Below are 23,425 nucleotides of genomic sequence, written 5' to 3' on the forward strand. Positions count from 1 at the left end.
TCAATTGTCAATTCTCAATTCTCAAATCACCTCCTTGATATTGTATAGCGGACGTCCTTTTACCTCAGAGTAGATTCTGCCTATATACACACCAACGGTGCCGATGCTGATGAGTATAAAACCGCCTACCAGCCAGATACTTAGAATGAGAGATGCCCATCCTGGTACTGCCGTTCCGGCAACGAGAGCATGAATTACGTAGATGCCTATGCAGAAGCTGATGAAGAGAAAGAACATGCCCATGTACACAATGAAATACAAGGGCTTGGTGGAGAACGATGTGATGCCGTTCAGTGCCAGTGTCAGCATCTTGCTGAGGGTGTATTTGCTCACTCCGGCTGTTCGCTCGCTGATCACGTCATCTACCTGTGCCGTCTGAAGTCCCAATAGTGGAATCAGTCCGCGAAGATAGAGGTTGCGTTCTCCGTATTGCGACAACAGGTCGAGAGCCCGTCGGCTCATCAGTCGGAAGTCGGCATGGTTCATGATGCTTTCCACGCCCATTGATGCCTGAAGCTTGTAGAAAGCTTCTGCCGATACACGCTTCAGCAGTGGGTCGGCCTTTCGTTGTACCTTCACGCCATACACTATCTCGCTACCCTCATCGAAGGCGTCAATCATTTTCTCGATAGCGTTTAGATCGTCCTGAAGGTCGGCATCGATGGTGATGACGGCATCGGCCCATTGGCGTGCAGTCATCATACCGGCCATGATGGCATTCTGATGGCCCACGTTGCGAGTGAGGTTGATGCCTCTCACAAATTTGTTCTTTGTATGTTGCTCCTCAATAATTTGCCAGGTGCGGTCGCGACTGCCGTCGTTGACGAACACCATCATCGAGTCGGCGCTGATTTTTCCTTTGGCTATCAGCTCGTTGAAAAGACTTGTCAGTCGGCCTACTGAGCTTTCTAAAACCAGTTCCTCGTTGTAGCAGGGTGAAACAGTGGCTAAACGTATCATGTAGTTGAATGTTTATGAATTGAACCGATTAGTATAGTCTGTATAGGTGATAAACTCATGTCCGCCTCGTTTCAGCATTTTGATGAGGCTGTCCAGTCGCTCCATCATCTGCCGTCCGCTGTGGTTCTTGATGATGAATGGCATCTTGAACTCAGGATGCTCCTTCAGGTCGTAGAACTCCCATGGGTGGAAGTAGGTGACGAAGTGACCGTCGTGGTTCAGTGTACGCTTCACCAGCATGTGGTAGAGCCACTGTGGCAGGTTGTGCAGGGCCAGCCAGAACAATGGGAAACGCACCCAAGGGGTTACCGAGGCGGGAATCTGCAGCACGCCGTCTTTCATGAACGGGCGTCGCGGACTCGTCAGGTGCATGTATCGGCCGGGGATGAAGGCGGGGTTCAGGGACGAGTTGTAGCGATAGCCGGCTTTGCGTATTTCCTCTTCTATGACGGGAAACATGCGTGGCTGCCGGTATCCATAGACGGTGATGCCTGTCACCTCCTCAACAATTTTCTTTGATTCAACGAAGTCGGTGCCCTTTGGCTGCCAGTGGTCAACGCCGTGACAGGCCACCTCGTGTCCTTCACGCATAATGCGCTGCATCACGTCTGGCGCCAGTCGGGCAAAGTTGCCTGTGCAGAAAAATGTGGCTTTCACGTTGTTTGCCTTCAGAACATCGAGAATACGGTTGGTGCCTTCACGCGATACGGCCATTCCTTCCTCAAGTGAGAAATCAACGCCATGTTCACGGGGCACGTCAAACTCTTCTGTGTCAAAACTCAGTAGAATCATCTTTTTTATTGTATTAACTGTGCGCAAAATTACTAATTTTTTCACAATAAGGAATCAATTCATCATTGATTATTGAAGATGAATGATATTTTTTTGTAACTTTGTGCCATGAAACAACCGATTATTGTTGGTTTGGATGCTAAACGCATTGTGCGCAACGGCACTGGATTGGGCAGTTACGGACGAACGTTGGTTACCGATTTGTCTGCTTTTGAACAACTCGACCTTCGCCTCTATGCGCCCGACAAGGGGCGTGACGACCTCCGTCTTCAGGTGCCTGAAAGTAACCGCCTGCATTTTGTCTATCCCGACAATAGCTGCATGCCCCAGGCTTTGAGTCTGGTGCCCTTGGCTGCTGTACGCAAGGCTTATTGGCGTTCGCGGGGCATCGTCAATCAATTGAAAGCCGATGGTATTCAAGTGTTTCATGGCCTTTCGGGTGAATTGCCCGTTGGTATTCGAAAGGCTGGTGTCAAGACCGTTGTCACTATTCACGATCTCATCTTTATGCGACATCCTGAATATTACAACTGGATTGATGTGCAAATCTACAAGCAGAAGTTTTTTCAGGCCCTTCGCGAGGCCGACCGTATCGTAGCCATCAGTGAATGCACCCGTCGCGATATCAGCGAGTTGGGCGGAATACCTACTGAACGTATCGACCTGATCTATCAGAGTTGTGCCACTCGTTTCAGTCGGGTTGACGATGCTGCTGAACTGGAGCGTGTGCGCAACAAGTATGAGCTGCCCGAGCGCTATGTGCTCAGTGTGGGCTCTATTGAAGAGCGTAAGAATACGATGCTGGCTGCGAAAGCCCTTCACTGGTTGCCCAGCGATGTGAGTCTGATACTGGTGGGGCGTCCCACCGACTATGCCCGTCAGATAGTCCGTCTGGCCCAGCGCGAGCACCTCACCCATCGTGTGACATTCCTTCATGGTGTGCCCGATGCCGATCTTCCAGCCATTTATTCTCAGGCCGAGGCTTTTGTCTATCCTTCCCGTTACGAGGGTTTTGGCATACCCATTATCGAAGCCATCCGCATGGGATTGCCCGTTGTGGCCTGCACTGGCTCGTGTCTGGAAGAGGCCGGCGGTCCGCATAGCCAGTATGTAGATCCCGACGATGCGGAAGGACTGGCCAACAGTCTTCTTCGTGTTCTTCGAGGAGCTGAGGAGCGAGAGATGCGTATTCAGCAGAGTTTTGAATATATATTGCGCTTCAAAAACACTAATGCTGCCTCTCAGTTTGCTGACCTCTACGCAGAATTATAGCTATAATTTTCGCAATTATAGCTAAAATTTTGGAAATTATAGCTATAATTCATAATAATGTTATTGCAGTAATAAAGTAATTTAATTTTTCTTGCAATATAATAATTATTCAATTAATTATCAGTACTTTTGTATCCGAAAACTAATAATGGATAATAAGTTTAATGGATGTAATTGTTAAGCAACATTTCGAAGGGGAGCGCCCCCTCTTCGAAAGTCACAATTTGAGATTGGAAGAAGTTACTATTGGTGAGGGCGAAAGTGCTATTAAAGAGTGTTCTAATATCGAAGCCGAGAACTGTCATCTGTGGGGAAAATATCCTTTCTGGCATGTTCATGGCTTTAAAATCAATAACTGTCAGTTTGATGCTGGTGCCCGTTCGGCTTTGTGGTACAGCGACAATATGGTGATGACCAACACCCGTATTGACGGACCGAAGATGTTCCGCGAGATGCACGACATGAAACTGGAGAACGTGGTTATCAACGATGCCGATGAAACCTTCTGGCGCTGCAGCAATATCGAGGCTAAGAATCTTGAGCTGCACGATGGAACCTATCCCTTTATGTTCTGTGAGAACGTGAAGATTGACGGCTTGAAGGCCGATTCAAAGTATGTGTTCCAGTACTGTAAGAATGTTGAGATTCGCAATGCCCATATCGTGACAAAGGACTCTTTCTGGGAGTGCGAGAATATTACCATCTACGATTCCTATCTGGATGGCGAGTATCTGGCCTGGCACTCAAAGAACGTGCGTCTGGTGAACTGCCGTCTGGCTGGCGAACAGTTGCTCTGCTATGCCGACAAGCTGGTGTTGGAGAACTGTACTTTCGATGAGGCTTGCGACCGTGTGTTCGAATATAGCGATGTGCAGGCCGACATCACTGGTCATATTGAGAATATCAAGAATCCTACCAGTGGTCATATTGTGGCCGACTCTATCGGTTCTGTCACCATCGACGAGAACATCAAGCAGCCTGCCAACTGCGTGATTGAAACAAGAAATTAAGGATGAAGTACGATTTTGACAGCTTAATAAACCGACGCGGCACAGGCTGCGTGAAGTGGGATGAAACAGACAAAGAGGATGTTATTCCCCTTTGGGTGGCCGATATGGACTTTTCCGTGGCTCCTGCCATTCAGAAGGCCGTGCAGCAGCGTGCTGCCCATCCGGTGTTTGGCTATACCCATGTACAGGACGATTACTACGAAGCCGTCATCTCATGGTTCAAACGGCGCCATCAGTGGGCCATCGAGCGCTCGTGGATCCTCTATACCACAGGTGTGGTGCCGGCCATGTCGGTAGCCGTGAAGGCTTTCACTATGCCTGGCGAAAAAGTGCTCATCCTGTCGCCCGACTACAACTGTTTCTTCTCCTCTATCCGCAACAACGGTTGTCAGGTGGCAGAGACTACACTATTGTGGAACGAAGGCCATCGTCGTTTCGAGGTGAACTGGGACGAGTTCGAGACCATCTGTTCCGACGAGAAAACCACCATGTTCCTGCTCTGTAATCCTCACAACCCGACAGGACGTGTGTGGACTCGTGAAGAGTTGCAGCGCATGTCTGATATCTGCAAGAAGCATCAGGTGACGTTGGTGAGCGATGAGATTCACTGCGAACTGGTGATGCCTGGTTTCACCTTCGTGCCTATGGGAACAGTCGATACCGATGCCGTGGTGCTGAACTCACCTTCTAAGTCGTTTAACATTGCCGGACTGATGATGGCCAACATCATCTGCCCCGACCCTGTAAAGCGCCGCCGCTTGGATCGTGCCATCAATATCAACGAGGTGTGCGATGTCAACGTGTTCGGTCCGGTGGCCGTAAAGGCAGCCTACAACGAGGGCGAACAGTGGCTCGACGAGCTGAACCAGTATCTGTCAAGAAACTATCACGCTCTCTGCAATTTTGTTGCAGAGCATATGCCTGCCCTTCGGGTGATGCCCCTTGAGGGAACCTATCTGGTGTGGGTTGACTGTCGTGCGCTCAACGAAGATGTTGACGCGCTCTGCGAGCGGCTGTTGCAGGAGGGCCGCGTGTGGGTAAATCCCGGCACGATGTATGGGTCCCGGTCGGGTCAGGGATACATTCGCATCAACATTGCCTGTCCGCGCGCCCAGCTTATGGAGGGACTGCGACGGATGGCCGGAGTCGTTTCTAAGTAAAGCTTCCAGGAAAAAAAAGTGATGTTGCCCAAGCACTGAGCAACATCACTTTTTTTGTATGTACTTATCGTACCGTTATGTCATCGTCTCCTGTTCATCACCTTGCGTCCGCCGATGATGTAGAGACCCTCGGGCAGTGAGCGCAGCTCTTCGCTGATGTTGGTCACACCGCGGCGCAACAGCTGTCCGCTGAGACTGAAGATAGCCGTGGACGGGGCGTGTTCCATTCGCAAGTCGCTGATGGCTGTCTCCACCTTACGGAACATGGCGGTATAGGTGCAGTCGGCTGTCACCACGACATCTATCTGCTGTGAGGTCACCGAATCGGCGTTCCATTTCCACTGCACGAACTCATAGCCGTCGTTGGCAATGGCCGTCAGACGCAGCGGTTTGCGATATTCATAGAAACCGGCGGCAGCTCCGCTGACGATGCCCTGCTCTTCGTCGTACACGATGTTCACCTCGTAGAGGCGCTTTGTGAAGTAGGCCCTCAGCGTCACGGCACGCTGCACGTCGTAGGCCAGCTCTTCGCCGGCTTCCTCTATGCGCTGTCCGTCGGCCTCCCAGTGGTCGAACTGATAGCCCTCGGCAGCGGCAGCCTTCAGCGTGAGCACACCGTAGGCATAGTCGCCGCTCTTATGGCTGACAGAGCCGGTGGAGTCGCCGGTGGCTACTTCAATCACCACGGGCAGCTGGGCGGTGATGTCCTCAGTCCATTCTATGTTGAGCGTGCCTTCGCCATAGCGTTTGTTGTTGGGCTTGGGCTCTTTGAACGATGCCCCGTCGATGAAGATGCTGTGCAGGCCGGGAATAGGCTCGAGCCGCGACATGTTGATGGTCCACACATTGGCAGGACCGCTGGCCGGCTCGATGTCGATCAGTTCGGCACTCTGCTGCTGGCCGCCCGCAAAGACAGGCACGCGGTTCACGTAGAGATACTGTATGTTGCGTGTGAACTCCACGACAGCCTTCACCACACGCTCGGTGGTTGTCTCTCCGGCATGCACCTCAGCACCGCTGGCCGTGTAGAGACGGCAGTTCATGGGATGCACAGCCTCACCGGGACGCTCAGCATAGACGATCGTATAGGTGGTCTGTCCGGCAGGCACCGAGTCGGCCAGGTGCAGGGTGTACTCACTGACGGAGGTGTAGTCGTTGAGCACCGTGTGGTCGGTCACCCACACGTTGGCACGGCTCATTACGGTATTTCCGCGCTTTGCCTCATGCAAGTTCATAAAACCATTTGTGAGGTCGCCCACCCGCAGATAAATCCAGCCGGCCTCCTCGCTGTTGACGGTCAGGGTGAACGTGCCGCCGGCTCCGCCCACAGACACATTCTCGCTGCCTATGACATGTAACGAGGTCTCTTCGCCATTGCCGAACAGCACGTTGTCGGGCAGCCGGTCTTCGTCTTCCTCGTCGTCGAGCAGGAACACCTCGGCCTGGCTCAGGTCTGAGAGTAACACCTCTTGGTCGGTAGCTTCGTCGTCGGCCTGTGTGCCGTCGGTTTCATACATGTTCTTCACGGCGCGATACAGCTTGTGAATGCCGGTCACGGTGTATTTCAGTTCGCCATCGGCCTGGGCCACTACCGATTGCGCGAGACTGTCGCTCTGTGCAAGATGACTGTCGCTCTGGCTTTGCATCACCCACCGGCCAATGGCCAATGCACCGGCTTTCAGAGTGTCGCTGCGAAGGCTGAGCAACTGCTCGTTGGTGCGCTGGCGGTCGATAGAGGCATGCAACATCTTCAGGGTGGCTGCCTCGCCACTCTTGTTGGTCACGACGGTAGGCTCGTCGCTGCTGATTTGCAGACTGCTGATATCGGTCTGCCCCTCATTGCGCACCAGCATCACGTGCTGTGCCGGAACGGCTGTCATGTGCTGTTCGGCTGTGGTGTCGTTGCCCAGGAAGTCGGACTGCAGCAGGTAGACGATGCTGGCTTCGCCTTTCTGGCTGACGGTAAGCGCAATCTGCGGCAGCATCACCGACAGCCCGAAGTTCTGGGCTGCGTCGGTATAGTTGAGGCGTCCGCCTATGTAATAGAGGTGCTTTCCGTCGGCAGTGACATGGTTGGTGGGGGTGAACATCAGACGTAGGAAGCCTTCGCTGCGGCCGGCCAGCGTGAACTGTCCGCTCTGACTGCCGAAGCCCTCAGCCTCTGTCTGCTCACAGCCGAAGAGGACGGTCATGTCTGTCTCGTAGTCGTCGCTTTCGTCACTCACCGTGTGGCTGAAGACGATGTTGCGCAAGGCTGCATCCTGGCCGTTGATGATGTGCAGGGTAGCGTAGAAGGGCTCACCTATGTTCACGCGGCTGATGTCGTCGAACTGCAACGTGACGCTCGAGTTCATCGTGGGCAGGGCCGTGCTGGCCGACGGACCTTCAGGCTCGGCCTCGTTCCGGCTGCCGTCATCAGTATTGTCTGGTGTGTCGTCGTCAGGTAACGTTGGCTGTCCGGGCTCCACCACCGGCGGCTGCGGCTGCTCGCTCGTCAGACATCCCACCAGCGACTGATAGTAGTCGCTCTCGGAGTAGTAGCTGCCACCGATACTGAAGCCATAGTACATCAGGATGGTAGCAATGGCGCGGCGTCTGCCCTGTTCGGGACCTTCGTAGTGTACGGGGACAACTACTTCTCCACCAGGAGCTATTGAGCCGATTGTGCCGACGGTAAACTTGGCGTTGGCCATCGGGGGGAACACGAGCGACACGTTCTCGGCTGTGAACGAGCCGAGGTTGGTGAGCACGAGGTCGAAGTCCTGTGTGCCGCACTCGAAACCGTTTTCAGGCAGTGTGGGAACGACGATGGCCTGCGGTGCCGTGCGGTCAATGTCGATCGTCGAAGTCATGGTGTATGTACCGTCGTTGGCCTGATTGGTCACAAAGTCGGTAACAACGGCCTGATAGGGCAGGAAGAACGACATGTGCTGTTCGTCGCCCGGTCCGATAACGAGGGTCTGACGGATGGTCTTGTGGCGCAGGGCAGAGACGGTGACATTATAGGTACCCTGCGTTATGCGGTCTGTCATCCAATGTCCGGTGCCGTCGGTAAGCCCCGTCATCACTTGTCGCCCGGTGCGCGTTTCGGTCACCGTGACCTGTGCTGCACTGACATGCTTGTACTCGCGGCGGGCTTTCACGAAGATGTCCTCTACGTTGACATCGAGTTTGGAATACTCGGTTCCCACAATCTTCACTTCAAGTTGTCCGCCTATGGCCTGTCCTGTTGCAGGATTCAGCGAGACATTGGCTTTGAAGGTCTCTCCGCTATGCATGCCAGGCTTGTGCTTCAGCTTGAAGTAGATATAGGCATAACCGCCGCCAGGAGCTATCGAAGCCATCGGTGAGGCCGTCTGACACTCCAGCCAGTCAAGGTCGGAAGGTACGATGAGGCTGATGTCGCCAGAGGCTTTCAGACCGTGGTTGGTCACCTTCACGGCAATGGAGCGCTCAGAGTCGAGCAACAGGGTCTGCTTCAGGTCGGAAGCAGTGAATGAGAGCTTGCTGTCGGTGGCACGGCAATAGTAGCGAACAGGCAGTTCGGCCACGGCACCCTCGGCACTGGTCACGGTGATGGTGATGGGGGCATACTGTCCGCTGGTCATGCTCTTCGTGCCGTTCACATGGTAGGAGAGCGTGGTGAATGCTCCCGGCTCCAGCGTTGTCTTTGAGAGCTGCAGCGTGTTCAGTTCGCAACCGAAAGGCAGGGCACTGTTGCTGATGGCCAGTCCAGTGACCGTCTTGCCGGAATGGTTGCGCAGGGTGATGACACCATCTTGCGGATAATTCTCGTCAATCGTCCACGTGGTCTTGTCGGCGGTGAGAGCCATGCTCCATACGTTCAGCTGCGCTGTCTTGTCGGCTTCGGTCTGGCCCAAGGCACGGGCTTTGACATTCACTATTCCACTGGCCGAGGAGCTGAGCACGGGATACACCGTGAAGTCGCCCGTCTGCTCGTCAACGAGGGCTGTAGCCGACTTGCTGCTCTGTCCGTTACCGCTCAGCGTGACACTCACATACTGGTTCTTGAGTCCGTTGGCCTGCTTCGTCGTCACACGTCCGCTCACCTTCACAGCCTCGCCGGGCAGGTACGACTCGCGTTCCACCTTCAGTTCAGCAACACTGAAAGGTGCGGCTATCGTCATTTTCGCTGGCGAAGTGCTCACGTTGTTGGCCGTGCTGTACTCATTCACTTTGTTGTCGCTGTTCACCCGGGCATAGAGCCAATAGGTGCCTACGACAGCGGGCATCGTGCCGGTGAACTGGAACGTCTTGCTCTCAGCAATGCCGAGAGGAGCGTTGGTATGCACCGAGAATAGCGGTGTGGTGCGGGTGTAGCTGTACAGCTGGTCGCTGGGTGCCAGGAAGAAGTCTATCTGCACGCCAGCCGGCAGTTCGGCAGTACCCACGTTCAGAATTTCAGGAGAGAAGGTTGCTTCCATGCCCGAATAGAGCTGCGTGCCGTCGTAGCCGGGAGCAGAGCAGGCAACATCGGGCAGTGTGCGGTCGGTGATGCGCACGCCCAGCTGTCCGGAGGCCAGTCCGGAGGCACTGGCATTGATGAAGAGCATGCGCTCATCGTCTTGCTGCTCATTGCGGTTCACCTGGACAGTGAAGTTGACCGAACGGCTGCCGGCAGGAATGGTTACTGTAGACGGAATCACCACGTCGGCGGCATTATCGGCTCTGAGGTTCACCGTCACGGCATTATTTGCCGTAGCCACATAACGGGTGAGGGTAGCGGTGAACGAGCTTCCCTCGGCGACGAGACTGCTGCGTGAGGTCACGGTGAGGTATGGCGACTCGTCGTCGGTCACCGTTAGCTGTGTCGTGGCAAAGGCACGGTCGCTGCCGGCGGCATGGGTGTTGGCCGAAGGCAGGTATAGGGCAGCAGACAGGCTATACTGTCGCTGGCCGTCGACGGCGCTGTTGTCAGTGACACCCACCTTTACCTCTTTCTCTGTTTCACCCTTTCTGAACTCCACCACTTTGTCGGCAAAATAGACATTCGACTCGCTGGCTGAACTGAGACGTACGCTGAGCATGCCGTCTTTGTCGGCACCGCGGTCGCGGCGGACGATGGCTGTGGCAGCCTGAGAACCGGCATTCTCGCAAACAATAGCAGGCGAGAGTGTCAGTGTGAGTGCGGGACGGTCATCGTCGTTGATGGAAACAGATGTCGAGGCCGACTGATAGTCGGTGGCCCAGGTGCTGAAACGGGCCGTCATGTCAGGCTGTGGCGTGTCGTCGTCGATAAGCGTCAGTGTAGCTGTTGCAGAGGCTTTCCCCTTCTCTATCGTCATCTTGATGGGGGCGGGCGTGAAGCGGGCGGCCTGCGAGCAGTTGATGTTCAGTTCCAGCGCTTCTGCCATTTCGCCGCCACGGGTAGCAGTGAGCACTAGTTGACGGTCCTTGCCTTCTGTCATCTGCTGCAGCGATGTCTTCAGCGTCAGCGGGTCGGTGTCGTTATCGGTACGTGTGACATGGATGGTCTGTGCGTTATAGCCGTTACTCTCGCCGATGATGAGATCGGCTTCGCGTGCTCTGACTATCTGGTCGTCGACGGCATAGATGCGCACGGTGGTGCCGGCAGCCTTTGCCGGTATGACGATCCATTGTGGTGTGGCAGGAGAGAGGATGGCATTGTTCATGGAGAGCAGTCCGCTGACAGAGCAGGTCAGGGGAAACTGTTCTTCGGTAGACCAGTCGCCTGAGCGCGACACCGTGAGCGTGATATAGTCACGGCTGGAATAATAGTAGCTATAGTAAGTGTATCCTTCGGTCACGTTCTGCTTGTTGACCGATGCGAAGAGTTTCTTTCCCACACTGACGGTCTGTTCAGAACGACGGCTGTTGTTGCCTTGGTCTACAAGCAGTTCGCCAGCCAGCGGGTCTGGAGTGACTTCTACATATACATACTGCTGTCCGTCGGCATGGGGCAATGTGGGGAGATAAGTAGTGAACTTACGCGTCACTTCGGCTCCGGCCTTCAGCGAGTCGCTGTGATAGGCGTTGCCAACAAAAGTGCGCACGCCTGTCAGTGCCGATTCCAGATAGACTTTCTCACTCCATCCGGCACGGGTGTTGCCGGTTCCGTCGTTTTTCACCGTGTAGATGCAGTTGAATGTACCGCCGGGCTGTACCTCGGTGACAGTGGGTGTCACTGATGACACGATGAGGTCGGGCAGGTCGGCACGGCTCACCACGAAGTGTCCCGTGGCTTTACCGCCGCCGGTGACAATGTTGTTGCCCTGACGGTCGGAAAGTACGATGTTGCTGAGATTGACGGCGTATGGTGTGGCCGTATTACCGTCGTCGTAGGTCTGCATGGGTATGCGGAGCAACAGTCCCGAGTTGCCGCGCAGACCATTGTTCTGCATAGACATGATGACGACCGTGAACTTTCGTCCCCCCTTGGCATTGACGGTCACTGAATGCTGGTTAGCGCGGTTGGTGAGAGTGGCCACACCATCGGCCGGCACGTTGAAAGGCAGCTCGATGTCGAACTGTGCTGCCACCACTTCCTGTGTGTTGTTCAGGTAGATGGGTACGCTCACCGTCTTGTTGATGCGGCCCTCGAAGTCGGGAATCGAGAGTTCGTTCACAGGCTCCTGTGCCTGCATGCTGCTTGTGAATACGGCAGCCACGGCGAAGAGCAGCAGCCGAAGGGCGTGCTGTCTCGCGCGTGTATATATATTATAATGTGTATTCATAACTGTCTGAGATTATCTTTTCATCAGTTTTACAATCTTACGAGCACCGTCGGCAGTGGTCATCTCAAGGAGATAGACACCGGGTGCTATGTTCACCGTGAGGGCAGTCTCTCCGCGAAGGGGCTGAGTGAGGACTGTGCTGTAGACCACTGCTCCGCCTGTCGAGGTGAGGCGTAGTGTCAGCCCTTCTGTCTGTCGGTTCGCTTTCACTATGAGTCGGTTGCCCTGGAAGCGTGCTGCCAGCGTGCCGTCCATGAGTTGTGCTATGCCTGTGGGCTCCTGTCCCACGGTGATGCTCATCTCTTCGGCAAGGCTGTCGGCAGCCTGCACGGCAACTACCTCTGCCTGTGCCGACAGTTTCAGCAGAGCGGTCACCTCTCCGGCAGGAATCATCTCTCCCGTGGGCGAGAAGATGACGTAGCGCGAGCCCTCCGCCGTGTTGCGGCCTATCATCTGGAACCGGCTGTGGTTGAGCAGCAGGCTTACTTGCGAGGTGTTCACCCCGCGCAGCTCCACGTCGATGGCACCCACCTCCACTGTCGATGCCAGCCTGAGCTGTCCGTCGGCAGCATAGAGCCATGCCTGCGTATCAGTGGCCTGTGCACGGTTCAGACTTCTGGCCCGGGTGTTCTGCTGATTGAGCACGATGTTCACCGTACAGACGATGTCCTGCACATTGATAACCTCGTCTGCGTAGGTGTTGGCAGCCGAGCGGTTGAAGGGCGATGCTGTTCCGAGAATACGATTCAGCGTGTGCTGCACGTCGAGCACGTCGGTGGCACCCGTCATATTGGCATCGCCTTCTACGTAGCGCACGTACATAGGTATGACACTGCCGTTGATGTTGAGAGAGCCACCGCTGATTTCAGCCAGATAGCGGGCATCCTGCACGTCGGTGTATTCGCTGCCGGACTTCCATGCAAAGCCGTACTGACTGGTGTAGTAGGCAAATGAGTTGTGATTGCTGGTGCTGTCGAGCAGATAGACCATAGGCGTGGAGCTGTGGTCCTTGTACTTATGGTTGTAGGTGAACAGCGATGGCAGTGCCAGCGTCTGATGATTGCTGATATAGAAACGGCGCGGCTGTTGCTGGGCCAGATAGGAATCTTTCAGCTCGCTGTTCGAGAAGCTCTTCTTGAACTGATACTGCAGGTCAATGGTCTGCAGGCTGCCGGGCAGTGTGTCAGATATTTCTGTCAGGCAGTTGTTGCTCATGTAGAGCGATTTCAGGCTGCTGCAGTAGCGCAGGAATGGCGAGAGGTCACCCTCAATGTTGTTTTGTGACAGGTTGAGATAGGTGAGGTAGGGGAGGTTCAGTTCCCAATCAGTATCGAGCTCACCTTTCAGGTTGTTGTTGTAGAGGTCGATGCTGGTCACGCGTCCGGCATCGTTGAACTCTACGCCGGGCATTTCCGCCTTGTTGCGGCCGTTGCTGGCGAAGGTCCACTTCTTCTGCGTCCACTCGTCGCCGCCCAGTCGGTTGTACATCGTCTTCAGTGCCAGCAGGTCGTTGGGCTCCACCTGGAAACCGTTGTACTTGTAGGTCTGGCCGTTGATGAGAATGGTGATATTCTCCGTCACGATATGGCTGAACATGGCCTGCACGGCCGCCACGATCTGCGGTATCTCATTCATGTGTGCCGCAAGGAAATCCATCGGCACGATGAAGTTGAACGTTGCCGACTCGGGAGCCTTCATGCTGATGTAGAAGTCGGTATTGAGTAAATACTGATAGAGGGCTTGGATGACGGCTACTGCCTGCTCTGAAATCTGCAGGTTATAGGTGGCGTCGGCCACGTTGACGTTCAGCCCTATGTCGAAGCCGCGCGTGCTCAGTGCACTGAGCAGTGTGCTGAGCATGTTGAACACGCCGCCAGCGGCATCTTCCTCCACGTCCGGGTCGAGGGTGATGTCGCCCGAGAGGATGCCGGCCGGAAGGATGACGGCCTGCTGATAGAGTGTAGACCAAATGCCATGCGACTGTGCACGGATGCAGAGCACGTGAGGTCCGTAAAGTCCCGCATAGTTGATGTCACAGTTGACAATGGCCGAATCGTTCACAGTCTGGAATGTGATAGGCGTGGCATTTCCTTTGCCCGGGTCTTCATCCCAGAAATACTCTATCCGCTCAATGTCACGTTGCCCGTCGGCAGCAGGACGATAAATATACTGGTAATGGATGGCACCGCGTGTAGTGCCCGTCTCGCTGTTCTCGCTGACGGCGCGCAGGGCCAGCACATTGATGCCATCATGCAGTTGCCCACGGTCGATGTCGAAGCTCACCTCATCACTTTCGGCACTCACGAAGACCCACTTGCCCTTGTTCAGACGATATTCCACTCCCGTGGTGTGGGCATCCTCGGCATGATAGCGATATACACTTCTCTGAACGGTCGGCGAGAATGCCACAGTGCCGTCCTCGCGAGTACTGATGAGTCGGATACCGATATTGTTCAGGCCATAGCGCAACTCAGAGGCAGGAATGTCGAAGTCGGTGTTGCCGTCCTCGTCAACCTTCAGTTGCACTGCCCTGGCTTTGCCTAAGCCAGAATCTGTGTTGACGAAGTACTCGGCATAAGCAAGTGTACGATTGTCTACTGTCTCTATAGTAAAATAGCCACGTTCAATACTTCCATTTTCGTCGATAAGTGCCTGATATTGATCTTTATATTGTTCAGGAACCAATAGTTTTACAGGTGATTCCTTTGTGCCTACTCCAAAGAATGTACTTCCCGAGAAAATAGAAGTATCGCCTTTGCACTCAATGCTTCTAAGCGCGGTGCAGCCATAGAAAACAGAAGAACCTATTTTTTTCAGACTGCGTGGCAAGACGACCGTACTCAGGCTCGTACAATTCTGAAAGACGCTGCCCTGAATGTAGGCGACACCTTCAGGTATGGTCACACTCTTCATGTTGGAGCAGTTCTGGAATGTCAGATCAAGAATCCACCGCGTACCATTCTTGATGGTATAGTGTGAATAGCTCTTATCTGTCACCTCGCTCAGAACTGAGCCTGCATATCTTATACCGTTTTCCACTGGTAGTCCGGTACAATTCTGAAAAGCATAGTACCCGATGGAAGTCAAGGAATTAGGTATAGATACCGCACTCAAGCCCGAACAGTTGGCAAACGAATAGTTGCCAATGTTCGTCACCCCCTCTGGGATGGTTAGTGAAGTGAACCCTTTTCCTCCGTAGAATGTGAATTGATTAATGGAAGTCACGTTTTCTGGAATGACTAAATCCTTTATTTCCGTATCATAGTCTGTATACAGGTGGCCAACTTTTGATAAGGGGTTATTGCTGCTGAAAGGAATGGCGCACCATGTTGACACATCAGGGATGATAATTTTCTGAAGATTATTGCTTTTGGTAAAAGCCGACGAAGCGATTTTGCGCACCGTGGAGGGAATGCTGACTGCCGTCAGTTCAGGATATCCGCTATAGTTGACGGCAGTAACAGTGTAGCTTTCTCCATCGTGTGTAACAGTCTCTGGAATTTGCCAAAAATCCATCTTTTCAGCTTCCTCATCGTAACCTATCAACGTGGCTGTCTTCGTGCCTTTGTCATAATAGTAGATGAGATTTCCTTCGTCGGCTGCTTCTGGAGTAATGGCTACGATTCGTGCTCTTTGTTCTTCATCCCATACATTATTAAGATAGGTATCGATGACCGATGAGAGCACATGCAGCGTGGCATTTGTGTTTTCAAAAAAAGAATAAAGGTCATCGATAATAGGCATGCTTAAGTAAGAATCTATGATTGGGATTTGTTCTGCATAAAGGTATATGTCCTTCAGTTGTGGACTATTTGTAGGGAATCCGCAAAGTACTGTGATGCTTGGCGGCAAAACAAGCAACTTTAGCTTGGGACAGCCAGAGAAGGTAGAACCATACAAAGTGGAAACATTACCAGGGATGTAGACATCGGTGAGATTTGCACAGTTGGCAAAAGCATTGGCTCCAATGCTCATAACCTCAGCAGGAATAACAAGGGAAGTTATACTGTTGCAGCCTTGGAATGCGGCTTGTCCGATAGACTTGATATCGTCTGGCATCACAGTGTTGTTGCAGCCCGCAAGAAGCGTTTTAGTGGATTTCTCGATAATGGCGTTGCAGTTGTTGGGAGAGTGATAGTACTCGTTGCCTTCATCGACAGTGATGCTTTCCAGATTGTAGCATCCGCCGAAAGCTGATACACCTATGGTTTTGACATTAGCCGGAATTGTAAGCTTCGTAAATCCTGTGCAACGGGCAAAGGCAGAATGAGATATTGTCTCCAGACTGTTCGGGAAGTTAATAGAAGTCAATCCTGTCCCGGAAAATGCATTGGCACCAATAGATGTCAGGGTGTTTGGGAGAAAGATTGAGTTTAAGCTTGAACAACCTTCAAAAGTGTAGGAACCGATTGTTTGTAATCCACTGTGCATAATAACGCTTTTCAGAGATGTGCATCCTTGAAATGTGTAATGGCCCAGATGAATAACACTACCAGGAATCTCAATAGAAGAAAGCTTGTCTAAGCCTTTAAAGGCATAGTTGGCTATTGATGTAACCCCTTCGAGAATCTTCGTGTTGTTGCATCCTTGAATCAGTTCATTCGTATCGCTGTTGATAATGGCGTTGCAATTGTTACGGGAGTCGTATTTGGGGTTATTGGCATCAACAGTTATTTCGTTCAGGGCTGAACAATCGGCAAATAGGCTTGTAGGAATTTCTTCAATGCTACTGGGGATGTGAATCTTGGTTAGACTCTTCATTCCCTGGAAGACATAAGATGAGTAGAATCCCTTTATGCCATTCGGAATGACAGTGTTGTTGCAGCCTTGAATGATCTTGTCGGTCGCTTTATCCACGATAGCGTTGCAATTATTCCTTGAGTCGTAATTAGGATTACTTGAATCGACAACAATACTTTTTAGGTTAGAACAATACCTATAAGTGTCATAATAATAATAAGTAATACCTGTGGGTATATAAACAGATTCCAGACTTGAGCAACCCTCAAAAGCACTACTTCCAAGTTTTTCCAAACCAGAAGGTAAAGGAGCAATTTTTAATTTTTTACATCCTTTAAAAGCGTCATAACCAATTTCCTTCAAACTTGATGGAAACGATATGCTTTCAAGGCTTGTGCATCCTTCAAAAGCGTGATATTCAATCAAAGTGAGAGCATTGGAAAGAGTGACAGATTTAAGGCTTGTGCAGCCTTCAAAACAACTTGAGCCTAATTTTGTGATCGTGTTAGGCATTTTGATGCTTGTCAGTTCAGTACAATTTTGGAATGCCCAACTATCAATAGCCATAACTGTGTAGGTGTTACCGTTAAAAGTCACTGAAGACGGAATAACGATATCGCCTGTGTATTTATTGTTTCTATCGTAGGTTACATGGGCGTAATTGATATACTGACCATTTAAATAATTATACAAATTGTAGTATATACCATCTATCTGTACCGCCCTCGCCGCTATGCTACACAGCGCGGCCATCAAGAGCAGCAGGCATTTGTATTTCAGATGTTTCATATCCGAGTCTATTATTTTGGTGAATAAGTCTTGTCTAAATGTCTAATAGTCTTATCTGACTGATAGCCTAAATGTCTGATAGTCTGCAATCTATTAGTCGGCAGGGACTTACTTATTCTGGTTCTTGATCACGAGATTGATGTGCAGCTTGCCGTCCTGGCCGGGCTGAGAGGGAACGCTGATGCTCTCGAAACGGGGGACGTAGAGGGGATAGCCGTTCTTCACGTAGGGATAGGCACCGCCAAAAGCACCTACGGAACCACCATCGCTGGCATAGGTCATCCATTCAGTGGGAAGAGCCTCTATATAATTGGCATCGCGTTCTCCGTTCTCGTTGAAAATGGTGGCTTGTTTAATGTCTGCCAGTATGTTGTTAGGATTAACATCTGAATTATTAATTTCTTTATTTGAAATGTTATGGGAAATTCTGTTTCCATTCTCAACAGAAGTGTTTGCTATATTGCTAACAGTATAATGGTCGCACACGATTATATTATTCGTTATGGTAGAGTTGAATACGCTTGATATGATGCTGGTATAGGCATCTCTAAAATAATATAGGGTGTTATGATCAATAAGGACATTATCAAAATTACTTATGAGATTGTAGAATGAAGGATTCTGGGCATAGAATATATTGCCAAGAATCTTCCATTCGTCGGCTCCATTGGCACCCTGCCCTTCGACATATCCATTGATAAAGCACGAGAAAATCGATGCATTGTCATTTTCGTATCCCTGTGATGCAGCAATATAGCCAGTCACGCGGCAGCGTTCTATCACGGCATCGTTTTCCCTTACCTCGATACTGCTGGTGTGCAGTCCGGTGAGCTTCACGTCGCTGGCTTCGATGAAGATGGTGTTCGAGAAGTAGGCTTCGTCGGCATCGTTCTCGCCGATGAAGTAGCCCGGACCTATGACGGTGACGGTCTTTGAGATGGTCTGCTGCGAGGAGATGGTGCAGCCCTTGTCCATGTAGAGGGTGTCGCCGTTGACGACGCGGCCGTCAGTCATTGCGGCGTTCAGGTCCTGAAAGTCGGCATTTGCACGCTTGTCATAGTTCACACGCCACGAATTGGCACTTGTCTCAATAGAATAAACGAGACTTAAGCAGCACAGAATGGCTGCAGTAATAGATTGGGTAGATGTCATGATATTTTAATTTTTAAGTTTTTTGTTTATCTTGTCCCAGAGTTTTTTGTAGTGCTCAAAAATAGTAAAAAACAATAAAACTTAGATGAATGTGTCAGAAAATTGTTCGATAATTAACCTTTATTAATCATTTTGTTGAACACTGTCCAACACATGACTTTATAACATATGACTTTATAGGGAGAGAGTTTGTTTGTGGTGAAAAATTGTGAGAGATAGGTGTATAAAAGATAGACATCGTTAACGTTTTCGTGGATTTTTGTTTTTATATTCTTTTGATGTTTATAGCATTTTGTGTACTTTTGCAGCTAAATACTAACACTAAGCTTTAATTGTTAAACTAACTTCAACAGAACGATGCAAGAATTTGAAATAAAAAGTCAATTGCCTGAGAATGCTTTCCGTGAATTGAACGAAGGCGAACAGTATGAACCGCTGATGTCGCCAAAGGGGGTATATCCTGAGGCAAACGCATGGTCGGTGACCATGGGTGTGCTGATGGCTGTGCTCTTCTCGGCTGCTGCCGCCTACTTAGGATTGAAAGTAGGACAGGTGTTTGAAGCAGCCATCCCCATTGCCATCATTGCTGTGGGACTCTCTACCCTGACCAAACGCTCGAAGGCACTGGGCGAAAACGTGATTATTCAGAGCATAGGTGCCTGTTCGGGGGCTGTGGTGGCCGGTGCCATCTTCACCCTGCCTGCCATCTATATTCTTCAGGCCAAGTATCCAGAGATGTCTGCCTCGTTCCTGCAGGTGTTTATGGCCTCGGCTTTAGGTGGCGTGTTGGGTATCCTCTTTCTGATTCCCTTCCGTAAATATTTTGTGAGCGAAATGCACGGCAAGTATCCCTTCCCCGAGGCAACAGCTACTACACAGGTGCTGGTGAGCGGTTCGAAAGGGGGCGATCAGGCCAAGCCATTGCTGTTGGCAGGACTGGTAGGCGGTATATATGACTTTATTGTGGCTACCTTCGGTTGGTGGAACGAGACGGTGACAAGTCGTATGATTGGCTGGGGCGAGGTGCTGGCCGACAAGACGAAACTGGTGTTTAAGTGTAACACCTCGGCAGCCGTGTTGGGTCTTGGCTATATCATCGGTCTGAAATATGCCATGTATATCTGTCTGGGCTCGGTGGCTGTATGGTGGCTCATTGTGCCTGGCATGGCTTTGATCTTCGGCGATCAGACCCTGACGCTGGGCGGCGTGGAAACTACAACTGCCGTGAATGCCATGTCGGCCGAGGAAATCTTTAAGACCTATGCCCGTAGTATCGGTATCGGTGGTATAGCGATGGCTGGTATCATTGGTATTATCCGTTCGTGGAGTATCATCAAGAATGCCGTGGGACTGGCTGCAAAGGAGATGAAAGGTGGAAAAAGCGCTGCAATGACATCAAAACGAACAGAACTTGACCTGTCGTTTAAGTTTATTGGCATTGCATCAATCACCGCTCTGGCTATCACCTTTGTGTTCTTCTGGCTGGGTGTGATGCACAACCTGCTGTTTGCCGTGGTGGCCATTCTGTTGGTTACGGTGATTGCGTTCCTCTTTACCACTGTGGCTGCCAATGCTATTGCTATTGTGGGCTCAAATCCTGTGTCGGGAATGACGCTGATGACCCTGATCCTGGCTTCGGTGGTGATGGCTGCCGTGGGTCTGAATGGCTCTGGCGGTATGCTGGCGGCACTGATTATGGGTGGCGTGGTGTGTACGGCTCTGTCGATGGCTGGTTGTTTTATCACCGACCTGAAAATAGGTTATTGGCTGGGTTCTACCCCCAGAAAACAACAGCAGTGGAAATTTCTGGGTACACTGGTGAGTGCCGCTACCGTGGGTGGAGTGATGATGCTGTTGAATAAAACCTATGGCTTTGACCCCAATCAGGAAGGACACCTCGTGGCACCACAGGCCAATGCTATGGCCGCTGTCATAGAACCGATGATGAATGGTGCCGGTGCTCCTTGGCTGCTCTATGGCATTGGTGCTTTGCTTGCCATTGTGCTCACATGGATGAAGATTCCTGCGCTGGCCTTTGCTCTGGGCATGTTCATTCCTCTGGACCTGAATATTCCCTTGCTGGTGGGCGGCGCCATCAACTGGTATGTCACTACCCGCTCAAAGAACAAGGCAGAGAATGATGCCCGTGGCGAGAAAGGTACACTGATAGCCTCTGGCTTCATTGCCGGTGGTGCCCTGATGGGTGTGGTGAGTGCGCTGCTGCGCTTCGGTGGCTATAATCCCATCGACGAGGCCTGGCTGGCCAATCCGTTATCGGAGGTGTGTGCGCTGGTGGCTTATATCCTGCTGATGGTTTACTTCGTGAAGGCTACGAAGGTAAGTAAAGGATAATAACCATTATCTTCGCTAAGCACAGCGCTTTTTTTACTCAGAAAATTATTTTAAGACTACTACTGCTATAATGAAAAAACATCTCTTATGGATGGCAATGGCTGCTCTGTCAACGACAGCCATTGCCCAACTTCCAACCCAGAATTTTAAAGGCCGTGGCATGTGGGCATCCATCAATATTAAGACGGATGCCTCGTTGGGCGAGTACAAGAATCACAACGACAAACTGCTCATCAGTTGGCGCATGCTGCCCACCGACACGTGGGACACTTCGTTCCTGGTTTACAGTCGTGCCGCCGACAAGTTCACGGGAAATATGTCGCGCAACACGGCGAAGCCGGTGAAGGATGCCACCTGTATTCAGATTACTGCGCCCACCATGAGTCGGGTATATTATCTGTTGGACGGCAACTACTTTGGTGACTCCAGTCCAAAACTTATCATATCCGATGAAGAGGAGAAAGTGGCCATACGCGAGGCTGCGCTCGATTCCCTGCTTGTTGACGAGAATTGGAATAGTAAGAAGTTGCCTTACGTGTCAATCCCCCTTCAGTCTACCGACGATGTATGTGATGTTGACGTGATAAAATATCAGGCCAACGACTGCACTGTGGCTGATTTGGATGGCGATGGAGTGATGGAGGTCATTGTGAAGCGTCTGCTTTCGGTCTATGATGCCAACGGCAATTGTATCAGCGACGGAACTGGAGCCGGAAGCAGCGACAGGCGGGCTCGTCACTGTGTGATATGGGATGCCTATAAACTTGATGGCACATTCCTGTGGCGTGTGAAGTCGGGACCGAACATCATTCTGGGCAACAGCTCTAATTTCGCTGTGGCCGATTTGGATGGCGATGGCTGCGCTGAGTTTGTTACCAAGACTGGTGAAGGAACGGTGTTCGGAGATGGTAAAGAAATAGGCGATACGAACAATGACGGCGTCACCGACTACCGCAGTCGCTGGCCCGGTCACTATACTGGCGATAGCAGCAATGGCTATGGCGGTCCGGAATTTTTCTCGGTTGTAGATGGACAGACGGGTAAAGAGCTGGCACGGGCCAACTTCATAGCCCGTGGCCCTGAAGGACAGACCGAGCAGCAATGGGTCAGCAACTACAAGACCAATAGCGAGTCGTGGGGCGATGATTATTGGAAGCGTGCCAACTCCCTGCGCCTGGGCGTAGCTTCATTCAAGGGCGACAGTACCATGCAGGTGTTCCTGGGACGTGGCGTCTATGGCCGTACCGTGGCAGAAGGATGGGAATATTCGCGTACTCCTGATGAAGAGAAAGGATTGGAAGGTTCGCTGACCCGTATGTGGAAGTTTGATACCAAGACAGCCGGCGGCACCAAGACCAATAAGGACGGTAAGGCAAATAGCGCCTATGCAGGACAGGGAAATCACTCGTTCAATGTGGCCGACCTTGATGGTGACGGCAGAGATGAAATAATGTATGGCTCGGCTGCCTTTGACGACGATGGTACCGGATTGTGGACTACCGGCCTCGGTCATGGCGATGCCAACCATGTGGGCCGATTCCTGTCAGACCGTGAAGGCTTGCAGGTGTATCACTGTCTGGAAAGCGGTGTGACCATGGTGGCGCTGCACGATGCCAAGGACGGAAAGTTAATCTGGAAAAAAGACGCCTCCAGCGCTAATGATATGGGACGTTGCATGGTAGCCGACATCGATCCGAATCATGATGGATATGAATTCTGGTATTATCAGGGCGACCTTTTCGATCAGGGCGGCAACAATACAGGAGTGAACATGAAAGGCAACGATGTGAGCTGTGCGGCAGGCATCTGGTTTGACGGTACACTCCTGCGTCAGGGCATCAACGAGAAAGGCGTGATTCATAGTTTCACTAATGGTCGCACATTCACCATGTACAGATACGACATGAGCATGAACAACGGTACTAAAGGTAACGTGGGATGGTATGGTGATTTCCTTGGCGACTGGCGCGAAGAGATTATACTGCCCGACCAGACCAAATTGAAAGACCTGAAGGTGTTCTCAACCTGGTATCCCACAGCCTATAAACTGCCCTACCTGATGTCAGACCACACCTATTTTATGCAGACCATTCATCAGCAGGTGGGGTACAACCAGCCCAACAATATCGGTGGCTATTATTTAGGGCATGGCATGGACTTTTCAGAAGTTCTCGTTCCTGCTGCTATTCAGGAAGTTAAGACAAAAGAAAACCGCATGACCAAGTTGCACGACGGGAAAATGCGTGATCTCAGTGGAAGAGTTGTAACTAATCCTGTATCAGGTGTTTACATCTGTGATGGAAGGAAAATTTTAGTGCGTTAAGAGCCTTTTTTCAATAAAAAAACAAAGAGCCGGAAAACTTATTTTTAAGGTAAGTTTTCCGACTTTTTTGTAACCTGTTGGTTGTTAGTGTTTTGACATTTCTTAACGAGAAAAAGCCAATAGAAGTTACATTGCAATTTAATAATAATTGCTATCTTT

Annotated in this window: 10 protein-coding genes; 5 read left to right on the forward strand and 5 right to left on the reverse strand. The window is 51.4% G+C overall.

Annotated elements, in window-relative coordinates; translation table 11 throughout:
- Nucleotides 1–21: 21 nt before the first annotated feature.
- Complete coding sequence (locus L6475_RS01310) at nucleotides 22–960, reverse strand: glycosyltransferase family 2 protein (RefSeq protein ID WP_237821748.1); 939 nt, start codon at nucleotides 958–960, stop codon at nucleotides 22–24.
- A gap of 12 nt (nucleotides 961–972) precedes the next feature.
- A complete protein-coding gene (locus L6475_RS01315; RefSeq protein WP_255777740.1) occupies nucleotides 973–1,761 on the reverse strand; it encodes a polysaccharide deacetylase family protein in 789 nt (262 codons plus the stop codon).
- A 99-nt stretch (nucleotides 1,762–1,860) separates the two neighbouring features.
- Between L6475_RS01315 and L6475_RS01320 the strand changes: the two genes are divergently transcribed.
- From L6475_RS01320 to L6475_RS01330, 3 genes are all read left to right on the forward strand, one after another.
- The gene (locus L6475_RS01320) at nucleotides 1,861–3,024 is read left to right on the forward strand and encodes a glycosyltransferase family 1 protein (protein WP_237821752.1); all 1,164 of its coding nucleotides are present in this window, start codon (nucleotides 1,861–1,863) and stop codon (nucleotides 3,022–3,024) included.
- A 164-nt stretch (nucleotides 3,025–3,188) separates the two neighbouring features.
- The gene (locus L6475_RS01325; RefSeq protein WP_237821754.1) at nucleotides 3,189–4,034 is read left to right on the forward strand and encodes a DUF3737 family protein; all 846 of its coding nucleotides are present in this window, start codon (nucleotides 3,189–3,191) and stop codon (nucleotides 4,032–4,034) included.
- 2 nt (nucleotides 4,035–4,036) lie between these two features.
- Nucleotides 4,037–5,194 (forward strand): MalY/PatB family protein, encoded by a 1,158-nt coding sequence (locus L6475_RS01330; RefSeq protein ID WP_237821756.1) that lies wholly within the window; start codon nucleotides 4,037–4,039, stop codon nucleotides 5,192–5,194.
- 80 nt (nucleotides 5,195–5,274) lie between these two features.
- Here L6475_RS01330 and L6475_RS01335 read toward each other — a convergent pair whose 3' ends face one another.
- From L6475_RS01335 to L6475_RS01345, 3 genes are all read right to left on the reverse strand, one after another.
- The gene (locus tag L6475_RS01335; RefSeq protein WP_237821758.1) at nucleotides 5,275–11,910 is read right to left on the reverse strand and encodes a carboxypeptidase-like regulatory domain-containing protein; all 6,636 of its coding nucleotides are present in this window, start codon (nucleotides 11,908–11,910) and stop codon (nucleotides 5,275–5,277) included.
- 12 nt (nucleotides 11,911–11,922) lie between these two features.
- A complete protein-coding gene (locus L6475_RS01340; RefSeq protein ID WP_237821760.1) occupies nucleotides 11,923–17,439 on the reverse strand; it encodes a leucine-rich repeat domain-containing protein in 5,517 nt (1,838 codons plus the stop codon).
- A gap of 108 nt (nucleotides 17,440–17,547) precedes the next feature.
- Nucleotides 17,548–18,591 (reverse strand): hypothetical protein, encoded by a 1,044-nt coding sequence (locus L6475_RS01345; RefSeq protein WP_237821762.1) that lies wholly within the window; start codon nucleotides 18,589–18,591, stop codon nucleotides 17,548–17,550.
- A 357-nt stretch (nucleotides 18,592–18,948) separates the two neighbouring features.
- Between L6475_RS01345 and L6475_RS01350 the strand changes: the two genes are divergently transcribed.
- Both L6475_RS01350 and L6475_RS01355 read left to right on the forward strand, forming a co-directional pair.
- On the forward strand, nucleotides 18,949–20,943 hold the full coding sequence (locus L6475_RS01350) for an OPT family oligopeptide transporter (RefSeq protein WP_237821764.1): 1,995 nt from the start codon (nucleotides 18,949–18,951) through the stop codon (nucleotides 20,941–20,943).
- A 70-nt stretch (nucleotides 20,944–21,013) separates the two neighbouring features.
- The gene (locus L6475_RS01355; RefSeq protein WP_237821766.1) at nucleotides 21,014–23,266 is read left to right on the forward strand and encodes a hypothetical protein; all 2,253 of its coding nucleotides are present in this window, start codon (nucleotides 21,014–21,016) and stop codon (nucleotides 23,264–23,266) included.
- Nucleotides 23,267–23,425: the final 159 nt, after the last annotated feature.

It is taken from the genome of Prevotella sp. E9-3, from assembly GCF_022024015.1.
GTDB lineage: Bacteria > Bacteroidota > Bacteroidia > Bacteroidales > Bacteroidaceae > Prevotella.